Genomic DNA, 22356 nt, shown 5'->3' on the forward strand with positions numbered 1-22356 from the left:
CAATTTTAAAAAATACATATTTAATATATAGTTATTTGTATCAAATAACTTTGAGGATTTTATGACATTAGAACTAGGAAAAAAAGTTCCTGATTTATCTTTACACATAGGTAAAGATAAAATAATTAAACTATCGGATTTAAAAGGAAAATTCATAGTATTATATTTTTATCCGAAAGACGATACACCTGGATGTACTATTGAAGCACAAGATTTTAACAAGCTAAAACCGGAATTTGATAAACTTAATACGGTAATTATCGGAGTATCCAAAGATAAGCTTGACTCTCATGATAAATTTAAAGAAAAATATAGTTTAGGATTTGATTTAGCCTCTGATGCAAATTCAAATTTATGTGAACAATTAGGGATATGGATAGAAAAATCAATGTTCGGTAAAAAATATATGGGCATTGATAGAGCTACGTTTTTACTTGATAAGGAAGGCATAGTTAAGCATATTTGGCGGTCGGTAAATGCTAAAAATCACGCTCAAGAGGTACTTGAAAAATTACGGACTATGCTTTCTTAAATGTTGTTACATGGATCAATTCCACCGCTGTCATCCCGTGGCTTGACCACGGGGGATCCAAAAAAAATTAAAAAAGACTGGATACCGTGGTCAAGCCACGGTATGACACCGAGCGTATGAGACCGTTTAATCGCTCACAATGACGTTTTATTTTTTCCATCTATTATGAAACCAGAACCATTGAGAAGGATTTTGCTTAACCCATTCTCCTAGCATTTGATTAATATTAAGCATAATATTATAGCAATCAACTTTATTATCACCGGTTTGCTCAAACTTTAATTGCGGGTGAACTATTACTTTAAAATAACTGCCTTTAGTTCTAATGATTTGGCAAGGTATAATTGGATATTTATACTGCAAAGCAATTTTAGCAATGGCGTTTGCAGTCATAGCAGGGTGCCCTAAAAAAGGCACTTCAATTCCATCGTTCATTTTTTGATCAACAAGCATAACAATAGATTCACCCTCCTTGATAGCCCTAACTAAAGCTCTGCTACCTTCAGGACCTTTTGGTATAAGTCTTAATTTATCACCGGCACGGCTTTCATTAACCAACTTGTTAACATACGGGTTATTTGCTTTACGATAAATTACGGCAACTTTCGGATAAGATTTATGAAGAATCTTAAGACTAATATCCCAATTGGCAAAGTGACCGCTAAATAATAAAAAGGGTTGTCCTTCAAGTTTTTTAATATTTTCTATGCCGATCATTTCGATTCTACGCTCTAACTCGGCTTCATCCATCTTGTCGACATATGTAAATTCACCGATAAATCTGCCAAAATTATCCCAAGTCTGATCTATGATTTTTTCAACATCACACATATCGCCGAATACTGCTTTAATATTTCGTCTAGCAATTTTATTAACGGCAAATAATATACCAACTTTTCTTGCTATAAAACTACAAATATCTGCTGCTTTATCTACACCGAATATTCCTATTACTTTAAGGAATATAACGACGATAAAATACTCAATTAAATATCTGAGCTTTTTTAAAAATTTTTTCATTTAATAAATCAGGGTTGTTTATAGATAGTTCTACATCTAGACAGACAATATTATTATTTAAATCATTAAACTTAACGTGATCTTTTCTTGTAGTAATTAAGGTAGCGTTATGCTCTTTAGCTAATGAATATAAATTTTCTAAATCTGCTTGTAAATAATTATAATGATCAGGAAAAATTTTGTAACCGGTTATATTTAATCCGTAATTTTTTAAAGTCGAAAAGAAACGCTCAGGATTACCGATGCCACTAAAAGCAAAATAATTTTTAGTTTTATCTATATTATTTGAAGGAACTATTTGAGCTTTTATTAACTTATTGACATAAGAAGTTAAAATATTCGGTATTTTATCATTGGTGCTACTGACTAAAAAAATTAAATCAGCTGCATCAAGGGCTTTATTTGGATACTGCCTTAAAGGACCGGCAGGAATTAGAAAGCCGTTGCCGAAAAGCCTTTGGCTATCTACTGAAACTATAGTAAAATCTTTATGAACATAAGGATTTTGTAGGAAATCATCAACTATTATTATATCAGGTTTAAGCTCGTTAATTAACGGTAAAATCTCTTTAATATTTTTAGTAGCAATAACTGTTCCATGCTTTGCAAGTATTACTCCCTCATCTCCTACCTCTAATGCTGTATGTCCTTGATGTATGGTAGTTGCACTTTTAAGGTTACTACCATAAGCCTTAGTTACTATTACAAAACTTACATTTCTAACTTTTAGTAATTTGGCTAGATACATTACTATCTGCGTCTTACCCGTACCTCCTACGCTACAATTACCGACACAAATAACTTTAGCAGGCAATATAATAGGACGTGCTAAACTAGCTCGTAAATAGCCTAAAAATTGATATATCAAGCTTATAGGTAAAAGCAAATAAGCTATAATATTTCGCTTCTGCCAAAATTTAGGATATAAAAGTTTGATCATAATTTAACATTTACGGCAGTTAAAAATAAAATCAAAAGGATTAATTGCTTTATTGTCTAGTAGAATTTCAAAATGCAAATGTTCACCCGTTGCATTACCGGTTCTTCCTTGTATACCGATAAATTGACCTCGCTTAATTTTATTTCCTTCCTTGACTGACATTTCCTTTAAATGAGCATATTTCGTAACCAATTTGCGTCCATGTTTAATCTCAACAAAATTCCCGTAATCAGGTGCTCTTGCCGCTTTTATAACAATTCCGCTTGCCGCTGCATATATCGGCGCTGCTTTTTTAGCTTGTAAATCAATACCGCTATGGAAACATTTCTTTTTTCTTTTCTTTTTATGAGGACTTTTTCTAATTCCGTAATGGCTAGTAATTTTCGGCTCATATTCCGGCATCATAAGCGGTATTGTACTAATTATTTTATCAAGCTTGGTTAATTTCGAGATATTATTCCTATGAGTTTGTTTTTTTGCAAAATAGCTAGCTTCCGGTTTAGAGAGAAACTTATATTTTGAATTTAGTTTTGTTACAATTGCCTTTATATCAGCTATTTTTATTTCGGCTGCTTTATTAAATTCTGCCGGGTTTTTATTATGGAATTTTTGTAAAAAAATCTTATTCTGTTTAGGATTATTAATTATTAGACCTAAGTTTTTTGCATATATACATTTGCTATTTTTGTTTGTTAAATCATACTGTACTACTAAATCCGCATGGCTGATTTTATATTTTTGCTTTAATTGAGATGAAGTGGTAGAAAGTAATGTAGTATCACTAGATTCTTTAATACTGCTACAACCTTGAACCAGAAAAACTATAAACAGTAAAAAGATATATTTTCGAAAAGACATTAAAAGTAAATATACTCCTGTGAAATGAAGAGTTGATATACAAAGCTCAATTTGGAAAAGAGCAAGGCGTTTTGAGGCTTTTAATCGCAGCATACATACTAGTACGTGAGGATTAAAAGCAAAAAACAACGAAGCCAATTTTTTAAATTCAGCAAGTATACGTAAATTTTAAATTTAAAATATTGCTTAAATAACCAGTTAATTTTTCTAATTCTTCTCTAATATTTGGAGGATTAATTAACATTAACCCACACTTTACCATATTTTTATCACTACATAAAAGCTCATATTCAATAATTATAGTTTCTTTAAATCCGATATGCTTGTAATTGTGGTAAAAATCACGGACTAAAGATAAATCTTTTATAGGATACCAAATTAAGACGGTATTATTAAGAACTCGTAGCTTAATTTTTTTAAGTGCTTCGAGCAGTTTTTGAAACTCATTTTTTACTTCAAAAGGCGGATCAAGAAAAATTAATCCTCTATTCCCTTTAAAGGGTAAAAAAGCTTTTATAGCATTATAAGCATCTATATTATGTGTATTATTCGGTAGTAGTTTTTTTAAACTCAAGTAATCACTTGGATGAAGTTCGCAAGCAATTAAGCGATCATTTGGTCTTAATAATTGTTTAATTATAAAAGGTGAGCCGGGATAATGATTAAGACCTGCTAGGTTTACTATATTTAAGAAAGTTTGTAAAAGCTGAGGAATAGGATCGGTAGCTTGCAGTAGTTTATTAATGCCCGTATCGCTTTCTAAAGTTTTAGAAGCCGCCTCCGAGTTTAAATCGTAAAGACCTAGCCCAGCAAAAGCATCTAAAACCGCAAAAGGTTTTTCTTTTTTCTTGAGCTGTTCTAAAATCGCAATAAGTACTAAATGTTTGACTATATCAGCAAAATTGCCTGCATGATAAATATGACGATAGTTCAAAATTATAATCCATATTTCTTTTTTAACAATTTTGCTGCTTCTTCTGAAGAATATAATTTCTTATTTGGATTATTACTTCTTGCTAAAGCAATTTCTGCATCTTCTCTATCTTCTTTTAATTCACGTAAGTAATTCTTAATTACCACTCGTACTAATTGAGCTTTACTAACCATAAAACTAATCATTTATTAAATTCATAATTAAGTTAATTCTTTTTGTATAGGATCGCTTTCTGCAATAAGTAATGCTAATGATGTCATAGCACTTACTCCAATATTTTTTAACCCTATTTTTGCTTTGGTAAGATAAAGTAAAAAAAGTAAACAACCTATTCTTTTATTACCATCACTAAATGGATGATCTTTTATTATGAAATATAACAAATGAGCCGCTTTTTCTTCTGCCGAGTTATATAAAGATTTGCCGTCAAAAGTTTGATCAATATTACCTAAAATTCCTTTAAAACTATTGTCTCTTTCAGCTCCAAATAAATTACTTATTTCTGCATTCTCTTGCTTGCCTAATTCTTGCTTTAACTTTTTAATTGCTTCTAAAGATTCTTGGTAGCTTAATAATCCATTAGTTTCTGCTTGTAATTTTGTCGGTGGATTTAATTTGTCTTCATCATATTTAACTAATATCTCCCATGTTTTAAGTAATTCCTTATAAGATTAATTAATTCTTGTCCTGTACTATTTACTAAATTTTGATTTATCAAAGTATTTGTTAAAAGTTCTACCGTTTGTTGTAGATTATTTAATTTCTTTTGAGTAATTTTATCTTGATTAATACTATAGCCTTTAATGAGATATTCTTTAAGTAAGTTAGTAGCCCACTTTCTAAAGGCGATCCCTCTCTTAGAATTTACCCTATACCCAACTGATATTATTGCACCTAAATTATAATATTCCACTTGGTATGTTTTACCGTCAGCGGCAGTTGTTGCAAAAAATGCAACAACTGCTTTCTCTTCTAATTCTTGCTCTTTAAATATATTCTTTAGATGTCTTGAAATTACTGATTTATCTCGGGCGAATAATTCTGCTATTTGATTTAAAGACAGCCAAACTGTTTCGTCTATTATCTTAACCTCAACATTAACTTCCCCATTTTCATCTTGACAAATTACTACCTGGCTTTCCATTTCTTTATTCATTGTTTTAAACATTTTTTATGAGCGTAAGCCATTCTTCCTCATCAATAATTTTAATTCCCAGCTCTTTAGCTTTTTTAAGTTTACTGCCTGCATCAACGCCTGTTACGACTAAATCCGTGTTAGATGATATGCTAGCTGCAACTTTAGCTCCAAACTTTTCAGCCGTTGCTTTAGCTTCCGCTCTAGATATCGTCGGTAAGCTACCGGTAAATACTACTATCTTGCCTGTTAAACTGCTTTGTTCTCTAGTCTCTTTATAATCTTCAATATTTAATATTTCACCAAGTTTTTTGATAAGTTCAATATTTTCTTTAATGTCAAAAAAATTAATAATATCTACTAAAATCTTATAGCCGATACCCTCTAAATCATTTAGTTTTTGATAGATATCCGAATCGTTTTTACTAAGTAATTCCATTTGAGCTATAAAATTAGCATAGCTACCAAATTCTCTAGCAAGTAATTTAGCGTTTTGTTCACCGATATGCCTTATACCTAATGCATATATGAACCTTGGTAAGCTAACGTTCTTTGATTTTTCTATATTTTTAAAAAGATTCTCTACTGATTTTTTACCCCACCCATCCATGTTCTCAAGTTTTGTTAAGCTAGAATCATTTTTTTCTTTTAAAAAGAAAATATCGAATGGATTGCTAATTAATCCCTTATCTATTAAAAACTCAACTTGCTTACGCCCCAATCCTTCAATATCCATAGCATTTTTCGATACAAAATGATGGATACGCTCATAATTCTGAGCAGGGCAGTTAAGACCGTTATCACAGCGTATAATAATATCTTCAGGTACATAATGTAATTTAGAATTGCATGACGGACAAAATAAAGGAGTATCAAACGTTGCTGTATCATTAGGACGTTTATCAAAATCAACTCCCGTAATTTGAGGAATAACGTCACCGGCACGTTGCAGAAATACATAATCGCCGATACGTACGTCTTTTCGCATAATTTCTTGAAAATTATACAGCGTTGCTCTGCTAACGGTTACCCCGCCTATTTCTATAGGTTCAAGCTCGGCTACCGGTGTTAACGTACCGGTTCTGCCTACTTGCACCGTAATAGAAAACAGTTTCGTTTGTCCTATTATAGCAGGAAATTTATGAGCGGTAGCAAATCTTGGAGATCTAGCAATAAACCCCATTCTATTTTGCAGTGCAAAATCATTTAGCTTATATACTACTCCATCAATTTCATAAGGTAAATTTTCTCTATTTGTTTTGAGATATTCATAAAAAGCAAAAATTTCTTCTTCGGAATACGCAAGTTTTGATATCTCATTAACGCTAAAGCCGAATTCTTTTAATTTTGTAAGTAGTTGATCTTGTGAAGAAGCGAGATTCTGTTCAGTTACCCCTCCTGAATAAACAAAATATTTGAGCGGCCTTTGAGCCGTAATAGAAGCATCAAGTTGACGAAGCGAGCCGGCAGCAGCATTACGAGGATTGGCAAATTTATCTCTGCCCTGCTCTTCCTGTTCTTTATTTAGGTTTAAAAAATCTTGTTTCTCAATATAAATTTCCCCTCGCACTTCTAAAAACTCCAGAGCATTATCTATTTTATGAGGAAAATTTTTGATTGTTTTAATATTTGCCGTTATATCTTCACCGACATATCCATCACCTCTTGTAGCTCCCGTTGTAAGCAGCCCATCTTTATAAATAGCAGAAAAAGACAAACCGTCTATTTTAGGCTCACAAAAGATAGGAACAAACTCATCAAGGCGTAAGAAATTTTTTATACGATCTACAAAATCTCTTACATCTTGCTCGTCAAAAGCATTACTAAGAGATAGCATTTGTGCTTGATGCGTAACTTTAGCAAATTTATTTGCTATTTTAGCCCCTACTTTTTTGCTAGGACTATTTTCTAGAATTAGATGGGGAAATTTCTGCTCTAGCTTTAGATTGGTATTAAATAGCTGATCATACTCGGCATCTGAAACTAAAGGATTATCTTCTACATAATAAGCATGATTATATGCTGCTATTTTATCTGCTAATTCTTCTAGTATTTTTTTTGCTTCTTCTTCAGATATTAAATCAATATTTTGCACTAGTAATTCATACTTTTATTTAAAATTCGGATTTAATAATGATATCTACATTGTAATATATAAATGGTTTTACCTTTAATAGTATATATTAACCTATGTTCGTGATTAATCCGGCGAGACCAATAGCCTGATAAATCGTACTTTAAGCCTTCAGGTTTACCGATTCCCGTAAAGGGAGAACGTGTAATATCTTTAATTAGCTCATTTATTTTTTCTAGAATTTTTGTATCACTTTTTTGAAAGTACAAATAATCTGCCCATGCATCAATGTGAAATGATATTTCCATTATAAAGACATTGTTTTAAAGTTTTTATTTGCTTCAAAATCATTAATTGCTCGTTTTAGTCTTGCAGCATTTTTAGGGCTTTTTAATAAGTATAAAGTTTCCTCCATAGCATTATAGTCTTCAAGGGACATAATAACCACCGGTTTTTGTTTTTGTCTAGTTATAACCACTGAAGTGTGATCTACACAAACTCTTTCCATAATATCTGCAAAATTATTTCTTGCTTTAGTGTAAGATATTGCTTCCATAATATGACATATTTAAGTACATGTACATATAATAAGACATATTTTATAATTAGTCAATTTAAGAATTAAAATCAAAACCTTTACCTAGTTTAATATATTCTCTAATACGGCTCATGAGGTTTTGAAAATATGTTAAATTATGCCACGTCATTAGCATAGAGCCAAGTATTTCACCGATTCTAACTAAGTGATGCAGATAAGCTTTACTATAGTTTTTACAAGCAGGACATAGGCAATCATGCTCAAGCGGCTCGTTATCATCGGCATATTTGCTATTGCGGATATTTACCGTACCGTATTTGGTAAAAGCCTGACCGTTGCGACCTGAGCGTGTCGGGATTACGCAGTCAAACATATCTATACCCCTGCTAACCGCACCGATAATATCAGCAGGCTTACCGACTCCCATTAAGTAACGCGGCTTATTTTGCGGCAGAAAATCGGGAGCATAGTCAAGTACTTTAAACATAAGCTCCTGCCCCTCGCCTACCGCAAGCCCGCCTATAGCATAGCCCTCAAAATCGAGTTCTACTAAATCCTTAGCCGATTGCTCACGTAATTCTTCGTAAATACTACCTTGAATAATACCGAATTGTGCGTAGCCTTCCCGCTTAACAAAAGCATTACGCGATCTCTTCGCCCATCTAGTCGTTAACTGCATAGAAGTTTTAGCTTCTTCAAAGGTTGAAGGGTAAGGTGTACATTCATCAAAAGCCATAGTAATCGTACTACCGAGCAGATATTGTATTTCGGTAGAACGCTCAGGAGTTAACATATATTTATCGCCGTTAATATGAGAGCTGAAACTTACTCCCTCTTCGGTTATCTTGCGTAACTTCGATAACGACATTACCTGAAAACCGCCGGAATCGGTTAATATAGGCTTATCCCAATTCATGAATTTATGCAAACCGCCAAGACGTGCTATACGTTCGGCAGTCGGCTGCAGCATTAAGTGATACGTATTACCAAGCAGTATATCCGCCCCCGTTTCAGCTACTGATTCAGGTAGCATTGCCTTAACGGTTCCTCTAGTCCCGACCGGCATAAAGGCAGGAGTGCGAATCTCACCGTGTGCGGTTGTGATAATACCGCTTCTAGCTTTTTTATTCTGATGATGAATATTAAAAGAAAATTTTGACACTGATAACCACTTATTTTTAAAAGCAATATCTTAGCATACTATAATTTATCCTGGAATATAAAAATTAAGGCTAAAAACAGGTATCACCTAAAAGCAGCTGATATCGTCATTGCGAGCAGCCGTACGCCTTGTTGCATGGCTCGAAAAACCTGTGCCTTTCCAAAAGTCAATTGAGAACATTATTGTTTTGACGGCATTGCCTAAAAAGAATTGCTTTGTATTGGAGCTTAACGCTTTGATGTCATTCCTAGCTAAAAGCGACTTTGTTGCACGGATCTTATGTCATTCCCACGGGAACAATGATGATTTTTTCAACTCTAAATAATTATATTTATAGGTGAACTAAATTTATAAAACTATAATTATTACAATCAATAATTATAGTCATTGACTTATTTTAATTACTTCTATAGATTACTTCTCTTAAATGATAATTAAATTCTGTCATTCATGATATAATCTAATTTTTTAAGAGTTAAAATATGGAAAATAAAGAAGAAGAAACTTTAACCTCTGAGTTAATAACAGACGAAGAGGAGGAAAAGCGTTTAAAAGCTCAAAATGCAAGGAAAGAGCTTAAGTTAATATTAATAACATTTGCTATTATTCTCACTAGTTTTTTAACTTTTTGTTATTTCTTTTTTAACTATATAGAAGAAAAAGCAGCAGAGTATAAATTACAGCAAGAACAAGAAGCAAAAGTAAATAATAAAACAGAATGAAGTTGTTTAAATACAATATAACCAAAAGTTATTAATCTATTTAAAGTTAAAAATTATTTGTTATTGCGATTTTTTAACTTTCGCTTTAATTGTAATCAACTATTATTAACATAAATAAAATAACTTTTATGGAAGATATAAGCTCTTGGAAATAAAAGTTTGAAATTTGCATTTACGCTAAAAAGCTGATTGATAAACTCGAATATTTAAACACTAAAGTAAAAAATCCTGTTGATATAGAGGAAGTCAAAAAAGTATCTACTACGCCCGTAAATATCACGGCTCGCAAATGCGTCAATCGGGTGATCCTTACTACTCTCACCCAATTGAGGTAGCGATTATGCTTGCGGAGTTTGTGGCAGACGAAGCTCCTAAGCTTTTTACTTCTAATATGATAAATGCTGCTCTACTTCACGATACTATGAGGATACAGAGCTTACTGAAAAGATGATCATCGAAATTTTTGGTAAAGAAATAGCAAAACATGTAGAAGGTTTAACTAGAATTAAACCTCACGGAAAAATCAGCATCGAGGAAAGCTTAAACCTATTAATTAAGCAAAAAAGATATGATACCGCATTTATAAAATTATTTGATCGTATTCATAATGTACAAACATTAGCAGCTAAATCACCTGAAAAGGCTAAAAAAATTATTGAAGAGACTTTAAGAAATTTTGTACCTTTATCTATTTATTTAAAAATAAAGATCCCTACAATACTTTTAGATATACAAATAGATATTCAAAAAAAATTTCTTTTAGGTTTAAGGATACTGATTCACTTCTTTCTCCAATCTTTGAAAGTGATTTATACCCCAAATATATCCAATCCCTGTAGGAATAATAATCGCTATTAACCCCCATGCCCATGATTCAAAATAATTAATTAAATACACTAAACCAAAAGAAGTAACTACATTACATTAAAGCATGTGATAAATACCAAACTAGAACAAGTAAAACGTTTAAAAATTGGAAAATGAATAAGAAATATTGGAAGTGCTGGAGTATCACCAAACCCAAAAACAATCACAAAAGATTATATAATAAATAATTGAAATGGTGTACTAGCCGGATTACTGTAAATAGTATTATATAATAGATAAAAAAGGAAAAGAGAAAAAATTAGCGTCCTTACTTTAATAACTTTTAATGGATGAATTTTATAAGAAGCATACGCAAATATGAAAAGAACAAATAGTTTTACTAAGGATACATAAAAATTATGTTGAATGACCTCATGACTAGTATATCCAAAAGAATCCTTAAGTATATTACTACAGTGAACAAACACGAAATAAAAACACGCAGGCCATGCACAATAAATAAGGAATAAAGCTAATACTGTTTTTATATTAAGTTTTTCGTTAATAAGCTGGTTTTCCTTAAATAACTATTTTTTTCTTCAAGAATTTTTTTTCAAACGACGTTTTGCATCCGTAAAATCTGGAGTTTCACGACGTGCTGTTCTTGCAACTGCTCCTATTAACCCTATTATAAGACCAAACCAAAAAGCTAACCGCCAATTAAACCCGTAAGAAGTAAACAGCCAAGATATTGCTAAGGCTACACTGCCCCCTAGTGTAGAAGACCCCATTGCTATTGTACATACTACTGGATATCTTATTGGCGGTTCAGTTATTTCTGTTAGATAAAGAGAGGCTCCTACCACTTCACCTACTGATGAAATCCCTTGTATTGCACAACATATAGTTAATAAATATGCTGCTGTTACTCCTATTTGGGAAAATGGTGCAAGGTTAGCAATAATAAAACATGAAAGTGCCATCAACATAGTAGTAATTAATAATTGTAGACTTCCGCCCTATATTGTCACCAATCCACCCAAATATTACAGCTCCAATAGGTCTAAAAGCAAAAGTTGAGCAAAAAGTAAGAGCTGAAAAAATTGCTGCTGTATGTGGATCAGACTTTGGGAAAAAAGCTCATTTAGTACTACCGACATATGAACATAAAGCATTAGATCAAAATATTCAAGGAATGTACCTATTGATAGTAACCCACCGCTTGCTTTTGTTCTCTTGTTAAGCTTCTCTGTTCTTTTTCATAGCCTCGCATAAATTCTTTACAAAAAATTAAATTGTAAAGAAACTTATACTGTTTTATATAAAAGTCAATAGGGAATTTCACTTTACACGATAAATAAGAAAATGAAGTGCAACTTAATATATTTCGTGGATTGATAGAAAAAAGCTATAATATATTGCGATGTTTTTTATAGTTGTAATATATAGATTTAACTGTATTCCCCAGCAAATAGTAACGTTAAAAGCAAGAAACAAACTAATATTAGTACTTTAACATTTACTTTATTTATTAGCACAATAAATATGTGATAAATAAACTAATTGAAAGAAAAAAATAAGTAATATACAGCAATGGTTCATTTTTAGATTGAAAAGCAAAAAATACTATACTATCTTTGGTAGTTATAATTAAATATATTAAAAATATGCTTTTTCAATCACTAAATTTATACTCTATCTTAGTTGCAGGTCTTACAGCTACCGTTATCGTTTTTATGCGTCAGTTATCTTATTACAAACAGCAAATTATTAATAAGGATTTAAAAATAATACCTGCATATTTTGATAAAAAAATGTTATATAAAATTCTTAATAATAACTGCGATAGATATTCTGCTCTTGAAATGATTAAATCATATTTTAAGTTGAAAACCACAAGATCGTTATCATATGAAGAACTTGAAATGATGAGCAATTAAGCGAATTATTTAGAGATTCTTTAAACTATTTTATTAATGATTTTATATCAAAATCCGATAAATCAGTTGCAGCAAATAAAGCGTTTAGTACACAAGATGAACATAACAATACTCACAAATTATATGCGTTTTTAGAGAAAAATAAAATATCGGACAAAACACATCAAATGCTTATATATGTCAAAGTACCTTATATAATGACCAAAGACGACGAAGAAAGCTTAAACACTTTCATACACTTGGCTAAGATAATGTAGATTTCCCAAAAACAAAATCAGAAACTCAAATAACAAATTTAAGAGTGAGCTTAACGAAGCGTATAAGCGAATCTTACAAAATTCGGCATCAAGAGCTTAGATTCTGTGCACTTTTAATAGAATAATCATAATTATGAGATATTTTTAAGCGAAAATTAATAAGATTTTTGAAGGAATAGTTATTCATATTTCAAAAAAATCTGATAATTTGCAGTTAAAAAGAGCCATAATTATGATTATTCTATTAAAAGTGCACAGAATCTAATATTGAAACTATATTTTTAAGTAAGACAGAGTTATTTAAAGCTCGGTTTAGAGTTACCTAAACCGAGAAATAAATTACTACTTACCTAAAAGTGGATATGTAACATTTTTTAAGAATTTTCTTTTAATATAAGTACATACTAAAAATATCAGTACGGTACTTGGAACATAGCGAATTATCGTAGGTAAATATCTTATTAAGGTCTTAGTTGAGACTAAGTCAGTAAACGGCGTACTTATGCTTTCTACTAACTCTCTACTTTTTGATCTTAAACAATCTAAAGTACGATATCTATTTTTGTATTTTAAATAACATCTAACAGCTTCAATAACCATAGAAGATATAATAGAAATTATTCCGCTTTGCATAAGAAAATAAAATTCCGTACTATCCGAACAATAACAATAATTAGCAATAATTATTAAAACTAAACCTAGAATATCAACAAAATAGACAAATGGTTTGCCATAAGATTTCTCTTCTTGCTTAATGCTACTTTTTAATAATTCATATATTAGAGATTTTAAAATAAAGAAAACCGAATCCAGAATAGATTCGGTTGAATTTTAGAGAGTTTTTACTTACTACCGAATGAAGAAACAATTTTATTAATTAATGATTCAATATTAATTGCTGATTGAGTATATCTTATCTCTTCATTAGCCGCTAAATTTTCATCGTCATTACCCGGTACAATTGAAATATATTTACCTCCAAGTAACCCGCTGGTGACTACTTGGGCTTTAGAATCTTTAGGTATTTTAACATCATCATTAATATTTAGATATACACTTGCATAAAAGCTATTTGGATCTAAAGTAATTTTCTTTACACTACCGATTTTTATACCTGAGATCATTACGTCGCTTCCGACTGCTATACCCTCTGCACTCTGAAAATTAGCAGTTATCTGATAACCTTTTGAGCTAGTTATAGAACTACCTGTTTTGTAGGCAAAAATCAAAAACAGCAAAGCAATAATTAATACTACAAAGCCGATAATTGTTTCAATAATATTCTGTTTCATTGTTTTTTATATTATACTCCTGATAAATGAAGAATTGGTATACGAAGATCAACTTCAAAAAGAGCAAGGAGTTTATAAGTCAAGGAACGGAGCGTATACTAATACGTGAGTACCGCAGATCTTATAAAACGACGACGCCAATTTTCGAAGTTGATCTTCGTATACTAGTTAATTACGGCTGCCATCTATTATATTTAAGATTTGATATCTTAGATGATTTTTTAGTTATTATATTATTCTTTTGCCATGGAAAAAGCTGGATATTTTTCGGTATCTCATTTACTAAATGATGTAACCAAGCGTGCCAACTCGGCGGAATTTTTGTAGGTTCATTTACATTTTTATAAATAACAAACCTCCTTGGACGCCCTAAATAATCAATATTACGGCTTTCATAATATTGATTCAAAAACTCATCTTCTCCTACTTTTTTGTGAAAAAAAGTAATAAAAAACTTATCTATCGACATTTTAAAATTTCTATAGCAGTTTCTCTTCCTTGCACTGCAAGTTTATCGGCAGCAGTATTACCGCTATTATTTGCATGACCTTTTACCCATTTCCAAATAATAGTATGTTTACTCAATTCTGCGTATAATTTTTGCCATAAATCGGCATTTTTAACGGGTTCATTGTTGCTTTTACACCAATTATTTTTTATCCAATTATGAATCCAAGCGGTAATTCCTTGTTGCAAATATTTACTATCAGTATAAATCTCAACATTACAAGATTTTTTCAAAATCCTTAATGCTTCAAGTGCCGCCGTAATTTCCATACGATTATTAGTCGTATCTAACTCATGCCCAAATATTTCTTTGCTAGTATCATTAAATTGAAGCAAAGCTCCCCATCCTCCGGGACCTGGATTACCCGCACATGCACCATCAGTATATATCACTACTTTTGAATCCATAATATGCATTAACTAGGTTTAGAAGAATTACGAAACTTATCTAACATTATAACATTTGGATTTGAAGATGATGAAGTCTGATAACTTTTATTATTACTTGTTTCCTCTTCATGTTGAGGATTTTCTTGTATATTTAACGACTGATTAAAAGTTAGACTGTAATTATTATTGGAATCAACAAAGCTAATAAGTGCATCAAAAGGTACGTAAATTATTTCTTTAACACCGTCAAAACTTACCGTTAAAGAAAAACCCTTATCATTTACTATTAAATTTTCAAACTGATATTGCAGTACTATTGTTATCTGTTTTGGATATGCCTGTTTAACTTTTGAAGGTAAAATTACCTTAGGGTTATCGGTTCTGTACGATATGTATATTAACTGATCCCAATATAAATTTTCATGCTGAATTTCTGTTAGAATTTTTTTCACAAATTCTAGCATATATTCATTCACAAATTTTTTATATTCAATATTCATACGAGAAAAATAAATAAAAATAGGTCGACGAAGTTTAATTTGAACAGTTTACGTCATTGCGAGGAAAAACTGTAAGTTTTGACGAAGCAATCTCAGGAGTCCTACTTTATGAGATTGCCACGCTCTCTACGTTCGTTCGCAATGACGATATCAACCGTTTTTAGGCAACACCAATTTTTCAAATTAAACGAGTATACTCAAATGATTTCAAGAATTGCTCTTTCATTTTATCAAGGATTCGCATCCTCACCTATTAAGTTATAGGCTGCGGGTGCTCACCTCTCAAAATAAAATTCAATTCTTGAAATCATTTGAGTATATACGTGAGGGTTTTTCTGTTGCCCGGCAAACCCTCCAGCCGCGTAGGGTTAAGCTGCTAAAGCTAAACGACCTACAGAACGATTATTATCGTTTGCGTTTCTTTGTTTTGACCCATATGGCAAAAGCCATCGGCGGAATCATCCCGAGTAAAAGCAATCTTTTTATTAGGCACGTCGATCCTATTTCGCCCCCAAGATTTTGATGTTATTCTTATATGGAAGCGTTGTTGCATGGCTTGCTTATGTCATTCCCGCGTAGGCGGGAATCCAGTAAAACATATAAAAAACTTGTTTTTTTATATGTTTATTTTATCAAATATGTAACTTCTGTACCATATTTAAGTTATTTTTCTGGATCCCCGCCTACGCGGGGATGACATCGAGTAGGTTTTTCGATCCATGCAACAATAATCCGCCCTATGCGGGAATAACATTCTTATGTATTGGTGGAGGCGTCGGGTACTGCCCCCGAGTCCGCAACCTCTATTCTAAATTACGTTTATTACTATAGCTATATTAGCACCACATATTATGCCTTAATTTGATTAAAATGTAAAGGTCAAATAAGAATTCTAGATTTATATTAAAAATGGACTTATAATAAATATTTAGAATTCTAAATTAAAAACTTAATTATGCTACCAAATCTTGGAATTATCGCCGGCAGAGGTTCATTACCTTACTTAATAGCAGATAATTATACAAAGCAAGGCGGTAATTGCTATATAGCGGCAATTAAAGACGAAGCTGATATAGATCAAATTAAAGATTTTGAATATAAGATTTTAAAAATCGGTATGGTCGGGGAAGCTATAAAATATTTTAAGGAGCATGAGGTAAAAAATATTATTTTTATCGGCGGAGTTAATAGACCGAATTTTAAAAATTTAGCCGTAGATAAAATAGGCGGTTTATTACTTTTCAAAATAGTTGGGCAAAAAATTCGAGGAGATGATAGTTTGCTAAAAACAGTAGCGGATTTTTTTGAAAGTTACGGTTTCAAGGTAATCTCAAGTAATGAAATATATAAAAATCAACAAGGTAACTCCAATATTATAACCGATACTAACCCTACAAGTTCAGATAAAAATGATATTGAGCTTGGAATAAAATTATTGAATCATCTAAGTTCATTCGACATCGCACAATCGGTTATAGTTGAAAGTAGCTACATACTTGGTATAGAGGCTGCCGAAGGTACGGATAATTTAATAGCGAGATGTGCAGATTTACGTAAAAATCCTTATGGAGGAGTATTAGTAAAAATACCGAAATTAGATCAAGATAATAGACTAGATATGCCGACGATCGGTCCTAATACTATAAAGAATCTTGCTAAATATAATTACAAAGGAGTAGCGATTCAGAAAAATAACGTAATTATAGTCGAAGAAGAATTAACTATAAAACTCGCTAATGAACATAAAATTTTTATAACAAAATGTTAGCAATAGGTATTACCGGTAGCTATGCATCGGGCAAAACTTTTATTTTGGATTATTTAGCAGAAAAAGGATATAAAACTTTTTGTGCCGATAGATGCATAAAAGAATTATATCAAGATTTGAACGTGCAAACTCGGATTCTAAAGTTATTACCTGAACTTGAGTATTTCAATATTGGGAAAATCAGTAATTTAATTTACAATAACGACCTAGCTAGAGAAAAAATACAAAATTTTATTTACCCCTTACTAATAGATAAACTCATTTTATTTAAAAAAGAAAACGCTAATTCCAAATTTGGCTTTGCCGAAATACCGCTGCTTTATGAAGCTAAATTTGATAAATATTTTGATTTTGTCGTAACAATATACTGCTCTGAAGAAATAAGAATGCAAAGAGCAATAACGAGATCTTCGTTTGATATAGAAATTTATAATAAAATCAAAGAAATTCAGCTATCACAAGAGAGCAAAATAGCAAAAGCAGATTTTGCTATAAATAGCGGCGTTGATATGTTAGACTTGGAAAAACAAATAGCGAAGCTATTAAAGGAATTTGGAAGTAAGATAATTCTCGTCATTGCGAGGAAATGTGGCCTTGTTGCATGAAACGAAAAACGCATTCGCTGTCACCCCGTGGCTTGACCACGGTATCCAGAAAAATAACTTGATAATACTAATAATTTTATTATTAGTAACTGGCCCCCGTGGTCAAGCCACGGAGTAACAGCGGTGAAATCGGTCTACGCAACAACACCCGCTCGCAATGACGATTTTAAAGACTAATAAAGGATTTGGAATGTCGAGTTTAAGAGAAATAATTTTAGATACCGAAACTACGGGGCTTGACCCACGACAAGGTCATCGAATCGTTGAGATCGGTGCTATTGAGATGGTAAATAAGGTATTAACAGGAAGGACTTTTCATTTTTATATTAATCCTGAGCGAGATATGCCGTTTGAAGCTTATAGAATTCATGGCATATCCGGTGAGTTTTTAAAGGATAAGCCTCTATTTCATACAATAGCCGATGATTTTTTAGAGTTTATTGCAGATAGCAAACTTATTATTCATAATGCTCCTTTCGATATTAAATTTCTAAATCACGAATTATCATTATTAAAGAGAGCCGAAATTAAACTCTTGGAACTAGCAAATACTATTGATACTTTAGTAATGGCTAGAAGTATGTTTCCAGGCTCAAAATATAATCTTGATGCATTATGTAAAAGATTTAAAGTTAATAATTCAAGTAGGCAGCTTCACGGAGCTTTGAAAGATGCAGCATTACTTGCAGAAGTATATGTAGAGCTAATGGGCGGTAGACAATCCGCTTTTAAAATGGTTGATAAATCTGCCGGAATAAATAATTTAGCAACTAATCAAGTAAATAACAAAACAGAGCAAGCTACTATTGTTATTAAACCTACAAAAGAAGAGCTGCAAAAACATAAAGAGTTCATAAATAAGATTTTAATACCGGCTTAATTATGATACTGGTGTCATGCTGTGGCTTGACCACGGGATCCAGTTTTTTTATTTTTATGGATGCCGTGGTCAAGCCACAGCATGACACCACAGGCTTTTTTAATAATCCCCTTAAAACTTATCTATGAAAACAAATTTTCTTGTACTTATAACCTTTACAATACTTATCTCTTTAGGCTTTTGGCAGCTTAGTCGTTTAAAAGAAAAGAAATTATTTTTAGCTTCAATGCAAGCTAACCTAACCTCACCTGCAATCAATTTAGCAGAAATTCAAGACGGTTTACCTTATCACAAAGTAAAAATTACCGGTCAATTTTTGCCTAATAAAGACATATATTTATATGGTAGAAGGTCAAGGTCGAGTGAAAAAGATGGATATTATTTAGTTACTCCTTTTAAAACCATAGAAGATAAAGTTATTTTAGTAGTACGAGGTTGGTTCAGTAATCGCAATAAAAATATTATCACGCAAGCTACAAACGACCAGCAGCACGAGATTATCGGTGTTACCATGCCATCAGAAAAAACTCGTAGCTACTTACCTGCTAACGATATAAAAAATAATGTGTGGCTAACACTAGATTTAAAAGAAGCATCCAAAGTGTTAGGCTTAGATCTTGAGAATTTTTATATTATTGCGGAAGGAAAAGATATTAGCAATCTAGATATTTTATTACTGCTTTCAATAAATCATTTAGCAGCAATCAGAAATGACCATTTAGAATACGCCCTAACTTGGTTTGGACTTGCTATTTCCTTAATCGTAATATATGTGATTTATCGGCGTCGTTATATGGCTGTGGATGTCATCCCGCAACTTGATCGCGGGATCCAGAAAAATAATTAAAAAGACTGGACCCCGTGGTCAAGCCACGGGGTGACAGTAGAAAATCGATACATAAATGAGCGATCTACAACAACAAGCATCTGATCCTAATTACTCCGTTTGGGTATCGGCATCTGCCGGTACCGGTAAAACCAAAATCCTAACCGATCGATTTTTACGTCTGTTAATAACGGGCGTAGAACCTTCAAATATTTTATGCCTTACTTTTACTAATGCTGCAGCTATAGAGATGCAAGCAAGGATTAATAGCAGACTTAAATATCTTTCTCTTTGCAACGCCGAGAAACTAGAAGAAGAACTTTTCTTAATGAGCGGCAATAAGCCGTCGCCGCAAGAAACAGAAAACGCAAAAACTTTATATGATAAAATACTAAATAGTAATGAGCCTTTAAATATCTATACAATTCATGCTTTTTGTCAAAAAATTCTTAAAATTTTTCCTGTAGAAGCAGATATAACACCGGAGTTTAAGATTCTTGAAGAAACTAAATTACAAGATATCTTCCTAAATATCAGAAATGAAATTTACTTAAGCGACGAGCATAATGACTTAATTAAAATTTTACTTAACCGCTTCCATGAAATAACACTACAAGATATTTTTACTGAAATAATTGAGCAGAAAATTAAATTCAAAAAGTTATTTATAAATACTCAAATTCCAAAAGAGATTTATAATAAAAGATTAGCGTTAGGGGAATTAAATAATATTTACGATAAGGTAAAAAACTTATTTGCAGAATATGATTTGGAGATAGAACCGAAAGAAATTTTTTTTACCAAAGACGGAAAAAAACGAAAAAGCCTTTTATCGAAAGAATTAATAAGGAAATATCCTAAATTATTACTAGAGCTAGAAAAAATTACCTCTGAAATTTACCGATTAGATGAGCTGCGTCGCATAGAAGAGCTAGAATATCATACGAACTTACTTACTAAACTTGCTCATATTATTTTAAAAAAATACGATTCATATAAAGAAGAAAATAATTTACTCGATTACGACGATTTAATTTACTACACCGAGAAATTACTAAATAATAAAACTACTCATGAGTGGTTGCTGCATAAGCTTGAAAGCGAGATAAATCATATTCTTGTCGATGAAGCACAAGATACAAGCCCCCTGCAATGGAATATTATTACTACTTTAATAACAGAATTTAATGCAGCAGATAAACCACAAAATGTCATACCGTGGCTTGACCACGGTATCCAGGAAAAAATAAAAAAAGACTGGATCCCGCTACAAGCTCGCGGTATGACAATTTTCATAGTAGGCGATGATAAGCAATCGATCTTTAGCTTTCAAGGAGCTGATCTTCATAATTTCAGCTTAGTCAATGAAAAATTAAAAGCAAATCTCACAAATGCTAATAAGAAATTCAAAAATATCACCCTTGAATATTCATATAGATCATGTGCAGAAATTTTACAGTTTACTCATAATGTTTTAAAAAATATAAAATCCGATTACCCTAATTTATTCCTTTCGGATAATCCTTTAATATCCTCATTCCGTACACATCAAGGCATCGTAACGGTTTGGCCCTTAGTAACAAGTGAAAAACAAGAAGAGCTTTTTTGGGCATTACCCGAAGATTATGAAAATTCTAAATCTGCTGCCGATTTACTCATAGAAAAAATCGTAAATTTTATAAAAAAACAAATAGAAAGCGAAGAAATTTTACCGTCTACCGCAAACAGAATATCTGAAAAAGATTTTATGATATTAGTAAGAAAGAGAGATGAGTTTAGTAATAATCTGATTAAAAAACTTAGCAAAGCTAAACTTAAAGTTGAAATAAGCGATAGAATTAATCTTAAAGAAAATCTAACTATAATGGATTTAATGTCCGTGGCTAAATTTGTTTTATTACCTGACGATGATTTAAACCTTGCCGGTTTACTAAAATCGCCGATTATCGGCATGAACGAGCAACAATTATACGAACTTCTTGTAAATAAAAACGATAATAGTTTATGGGATAATCTATCTGCTTATGAAGAAATATATGCTAAGTTAAATTCCCTAATTGAAATTTATAAAATATCGACTGTTGAGAATTTCTTTGATTTAGCGGTGAATAATTTAAATTTACGAGAGAATCTTAATACTTATAACGGTGATGATAACAATAATATAATAAATGAGCTATTAACGTTAAGCAAAAACTATGTGAATGATATAGATAATTCTTTGCAAGGATTTGTTGCTTGGTTTGAGAATAACGATATCTATATCAAACATGATATGGAGCATTCAGACAAAATAAGAGTAATGACCGTACACGGCTCTAAAGGACTTGAAGCTCCTATCGTTATATTATGCGATTCTACTACTTTGCCGGTAAGTAGCAATAAATTTATTTGGGACGATAAAGGTGAAATGTTTTTTTCTGCTAATGCTGCTAACACTCCTAGGTTTTTACAAGAGCTGAAAGAAGCTGAAAAATTAAAAGATTTGCAAGAATATATAAGACTACTCTATGTTGCAATGACGAGAGCTAAAGACCAGCTAATTATATGCGGTTTTAGTAATAAAGCTGCTATTCCTGAAAATTGTTGGTATGAAATAACCAAGAAAACTTTCAATTAATAATTGCTTAATTAAATATAATATGCTATTAAGACGCACTTATAATTTA

Annotated in this window: 28 protein-coding genes, 1 other RNA gene and 2 pseudogenes; 13 read left to right on the plus strand and 18 right to left on the minus strand. The window is 31.7% G+C overall.

All coding sequences use genetic code 11. The features are described 5' to 3' along the window. Nucleotides 1–61 precede the first annotated feature (61 nt). Both bcp and MB29_RS11410 read left to right on the plus strand, forming a co-directional pair. Nucleotides 62–532: a thioredoxin-dependent thiol peroxidase gene (bcp, locus tag MB29_RS02935; protein ID WP_008579244.1), complete on the plus strand. Its 471-nt coding sequence runs from the start codon at nt 62–64 to the stop codon at nt 530–532. Continuing rightward, nucleotides 533–652, plus strand: coding sequence for a proline/betaine transporter (locus tag MB29_RS11410; RefSeq protein WP_215426191.1), 120 nt, complete (start codon nt 533–535; stop codon nt 650–652). It begins immediately after the preceding gene. Between the two features lie 27 nt (nt 653–679). On the opposite strand, the gene MB29_RS02940 is transcribed toward MB29_RS11410, so the two are convergent. From MB29_RS02940 to tgt, 11 genes are all read right to left on the minus strand, one after another. Then, the gene (locus tag MB29_RS02940) at nt 680–1552 is read right to left on the minus strand and encodes a lipid A biosynthesis lauroyl acyltransferase (protein WP_032138958.1); all 873 of its coding nucleotides are present in this window, start codon (nt 1550–1552) and stop codon (nt 680–682) included. Beyond that, nucleotides 1515–2492, minus strand: a complete 978-nt coding sequence (lpxK, locus tag MB29_RS02945; protein WP_032138959.1) for a tetraacyldisaccharide 4'-kinase — start codon at nt 2490–2492, stop codon at nt 1515–1517. The genes MB29_RS02940 and lpxK overlap by 38 nt, the downstream gene beginning before the upstream one ends. A gap of 3 nt (nt 2493–2495) precedes the next feature. Continuing rightward, on the minus strand, nt 2496–3350 hold the full coding sequence (locus tag MB29_RS02950) for a M23 family metallopeptidase (RefSeq protein ID WP_032139061.1): 855 nt from the start codon (nt 3348–3350) through the stop codon (nt 2496–2498). A 148-nt stretch (nt 3351–3498) separates the two neighbouring features. Next, nucleotides 3499–4284: a 23S rRNA (adenine(2030)-N(6))-methyltransferase RlmJ gene (locus MB29_RS02955; RefSeq protein WP_032138960.1), complete on the minus strand. Its 786-nt coding sequence runs from the start codon at nt 4282–4284 to the stop codon at nt 3499–3501. Nucleotides 4285–4286: 2 nt separating this feature from the next. Beyond that, nucleotides 4287–4469: a hypothetical protein gene (locus MB29_RS02960; RefSeq protein ID WP_032138961.1), complete on the minus strand. Its 183-nt coding sequence runs from the start codon at nt 4467–4469 to the stop codon at nt 4287–4289. A gap of 15 nt (nt 4470–4484) precedes the next feature. Beyond that, nucleotides 4485–4925: a Fic family protein gene (locus tag MB29_RS13695; RefSeq protein WP_215426199.1), complete on the minus strand. Its 441-nt coding sequence runs from the start codon at nt 4923–4925 to the stop codon at nt 4485–4487. Continuing rightward, the gene (locus tag MB29_RS11420) at nt 4919–5440 is read right to left on the minus strand and encodes a virulence RhuM family protein (protein WP_051965301.1); all 522 of its coding nucleotides are present in this window, start codon (nt 5438–5440) and stop codon (nt 4919–4921) included. The genes MB29_RS13695 and MB29_RS11420 overlap by 7 nt, the downstream gene beginning before the upstream one ends. A 4-nt stretch (nt 5441–5444) precedes the next feature. Next, a complete protein-coding gene (gene ligA / locus MB29_RS02975; RefSeq protein ID WP_032138962.1) occupies nt 5445–7514 on the minus strand; it encodes an NAD-dependent DNA ligase LigA in 2070 nt (689 codons plus the stop codon). A 32-nt stretch (nt 7515–7546) separates the two neighbouring features. After that, entirely contained in the window at nt 7547–7801 is a 255-nt protein-coding gene (locus MB29_RS02980; RefSeq protein WP_032138963.1) for a Txe/YoeB family addiction module toxin, read from the minus strand. Next, complete coding sequence (locus MB29_RS02985) at nt 7801–8049, minus strand: type II toxin-antitoxin system Phd/YefM family antitoxin (RefSeq protein ID WP_032138964.1); 249 nt, start codon at nt 8047–8049, stop codon at nt 7801–7803. Before MB29_RS02985 ends, MB29_RS02980 begins: the two co-directional genes overlap by 1 nt. Nucleotides 8050–8107: 58 nt before the next feature. Then, a complete protein-coding gene (tgt, locus tag MB29_RS02990; protein WP_032138965.1) occupies nt 8108–9193 on the minus strand; it encodes a tRNA guanosine(34) transglycosylase Tgt in 1086 nt (361 codons plus the stop codon). Nucleotides 9194–9675: 482 nt separating this feature from the next. Between tgt and MB29_RS02995 the strand changes: the two genes are divergently transcribed. Further along, nucleotides 9676–9915 (plus strand): RP671a family tick cell line-upregulated protein, encoded by a 240-nt coding sequence (locus MB29_RS02995; RefSeq protein ID WP_032138966.1) that lies wholly within the window; start codon nt 9676–9678, stop codon nt 9913–9915. Between the two features lie 164 nt (nt 9916–10079). After that, a pseudogene (locus MB29_RS12570) lies at nt 10080–10773 on the plus strand (HD domain-containing protein). 548 nt (nt 10774–11321) lie between these two features. Here the strand turns inward: MB29_RS12570 and MB29_RS12575 are convergent. Next, nucleotides 11322–11705, minus strand: a complete 384-nt coding sequence (locus MB29_RS12575; protein ID WP_233418891.1) for an MFS transporter — start codon at nt 11703–11705, stop codon at nt 11322–11324. 41 nt (nt 11706–11746) lie between these two features. Between MB29_RS12575 and MB29_RS12580 the strand changes: the two genes are divergently transcribed. After that, nucleotides 11747–11965 (plus strand): hypothetical protein, encoded by a 219-nt coding sequence (locus tag MB29_RS12580; protein ID WP_233418892.1) that lies wholly within the window; start codon nt 11747–11749, stop codon nt 11963–11965. Between the two features lie 394 nt (nt 11966–12359). Then, nucleotides 12360–12919: pseudogene (locus MB29_RS13700) on the plus strand (hypothetical protein). A gap of 342 nt (nt 12920–13261) precedes the next feature. Here the strand turns inward: MB29_RS13700 and MB29_RS03020 are convergent. The 6 genes from MB29_RS03020 to ssrA all read right to left on the minus strand — a co-directional run bounded on the left by MB29_RS03020 (nt 13262) and on the right by ssrA (nt 16489). After that, complete coding sequence (locus tag MB29_RS03020) at nt 13262–13714, minus strand: hypothetical protein (protein WP_032138968.1); 453 nt, start codon at nt 13712–13714, stop codon at nt 13262–13264. 47 nt (nt 13715–13761) lie between these two features. After that, nucleotides 13762–14211, minus strand: coding sequence for an outer membrane lipid asymmetry maintenance protein MlaD (mlaD, locus tag MB29_RS03025; protein ID WP_032138969.1), 450 nt, complete (start codon nt 14209–14211; stop codon nt 13762–13764). Nucleotides 14212–14383: 172 nt separating this feature from the next. Then, nucleotides 14384–14680, minus strand: coding sequence for an NADH-ubiquinone oxidoreductase subunit NDUFA12 family protein (locus MB29_RS03030; RefSeq protein ID WP_032138970.1), 297 nt, complete (start codon nt 14678–14680; stop codon nt 14384–14386). Continuing rightward, entirely contained in the window at nt 14671–15135 is a 465-nt protein-coding gene (gene rnhA, locus MB29_RS03035) for a ribonuclease HI (protein ID WP_032138971.1), read from the minus strand. Before rnhA ends, MB29_RS03030 begins: the two co-directional genes overlap by 10 nt. Continuing rightward, nucleotides 15135–15608, minus strand: coding sequence for an SspB family protein (locus MB29_RS03040; protein WP_032138972.1), 474 nt, complete (start codon nt 15606–15608; stop codon nt 15135–15137). Before MB29_RS03040 ends, rnhA begins: the two co-directional genes overlap by 1 nt. 322 nt (nt 15609–15930) lie before the next feature. Beyond that, nucleotides 15931–16489: a transfer-messenger RNA gene (gene ssrA / locus MB29_RS09965) on the minus strand. Between the two features lie 74 nt (nt 16490–16563). Here ssrA and MB29_RS03045 point away from each other — a divergent pair. The 7 genes from MB29_RS03045 (at nt 16564) to MB29_RS03065 (ending at nt 22307) form a co-directional block, all read left to right on the plus strand. After that, nucleotides 16564–17376 carry an LpxI family protein gene (locus MB29_RS03045; protein WP_032138973.1) on the plus strand — a complete coding sequence of 271 codons (813 nt, stop codon included), beginning with the start codon at nt 16564–16566 and terminating at the stop codon, nt 17374–17376. Continuing rightward, entirely contained in the window at nt 17370–17981 is a 612-nt protein-coding gene (gene coaE, locus MB29_RS03050) for a dephospho-CoA kinase (RefSeq protein WP_032138974.1), read from the plus strand. The genes MB29_RS03045 and coaE overlap by 7 nt, the downstream gene beginning before the upstream one ends. Next, nucleotides 17971–18099: a hypothetical protein gene (locus tag MB29_RS13385; RefSeq protein WP_267881724.1), complete on the plus strand. Its 129-nt coding sequence runs from the start codon at nt 17971–17973 to the stop codon at nt 18097–18099. Before coaE ends, MB29_RS13385 begins: the two co-directional genes overlap by 11 nt. Nucleotides 18100–18171: 72 nt before the next feature. Further along, on the plus strand, nt 18172–18861 hold the full coding sequence (dnaQ, locus tag MB29_RS03055) for a DNA polymerase III subunit epsilon (protein ID WP_032139063.1): 690 nt from the start codon (nt 18172–18174) through the stop codon (nt 18859–18861). Nucleotides 18862–18863: 2 nt separating this feature from the next. Continuing rightward, complete coding sequence (locus MB29_RS09970) at nt 18864–18989, plus strand: palindromic element RPE4 domain-containing protein (RefSeq protein WP_084686784.1); 126 nt, start codon at nt 18864–18866, stop codon at nt 18987–18989. Then, nucleotides 18986–19708 (plus strand): SURF1 family protein, encoded by a 723-nt coding sequence (locus MB29_RS03060; RefSeq protein ID WP_032138975.1) that lies wholly within the window; start codon nt 18986–18988, stop codon nt 19706–19708. Before MB29_RS09970 ends, MB29_RS03060 begins: the two co-directional genes overlap by 4 nt. 55 nt (nt 19709–19763) lie before the next feature. After that, the gene (locus MB29_RS03065) at nt 19764–22307 is read left to right on the plus strand and encodes a UvrD-helicase domain-containing protein (RefSeq protein ID WP_032138976.1); all 2544 of its coding nucleotides are present in this window, start codon (nt 19764–19766) and stop codon (nt 22305–22307) included. Nucleotides 22308–22356: the final 49 nt, after the last annotated feature.

The organism is Rickettsia tamurae (genome assembly GCF_000751075.1).
GTDB lineage: Bacteria > Pseudomonadota > Alphaproteobacteria > Rickettsiales > Rickettsiaceae > Rickettsia > Rickettsia tamurae.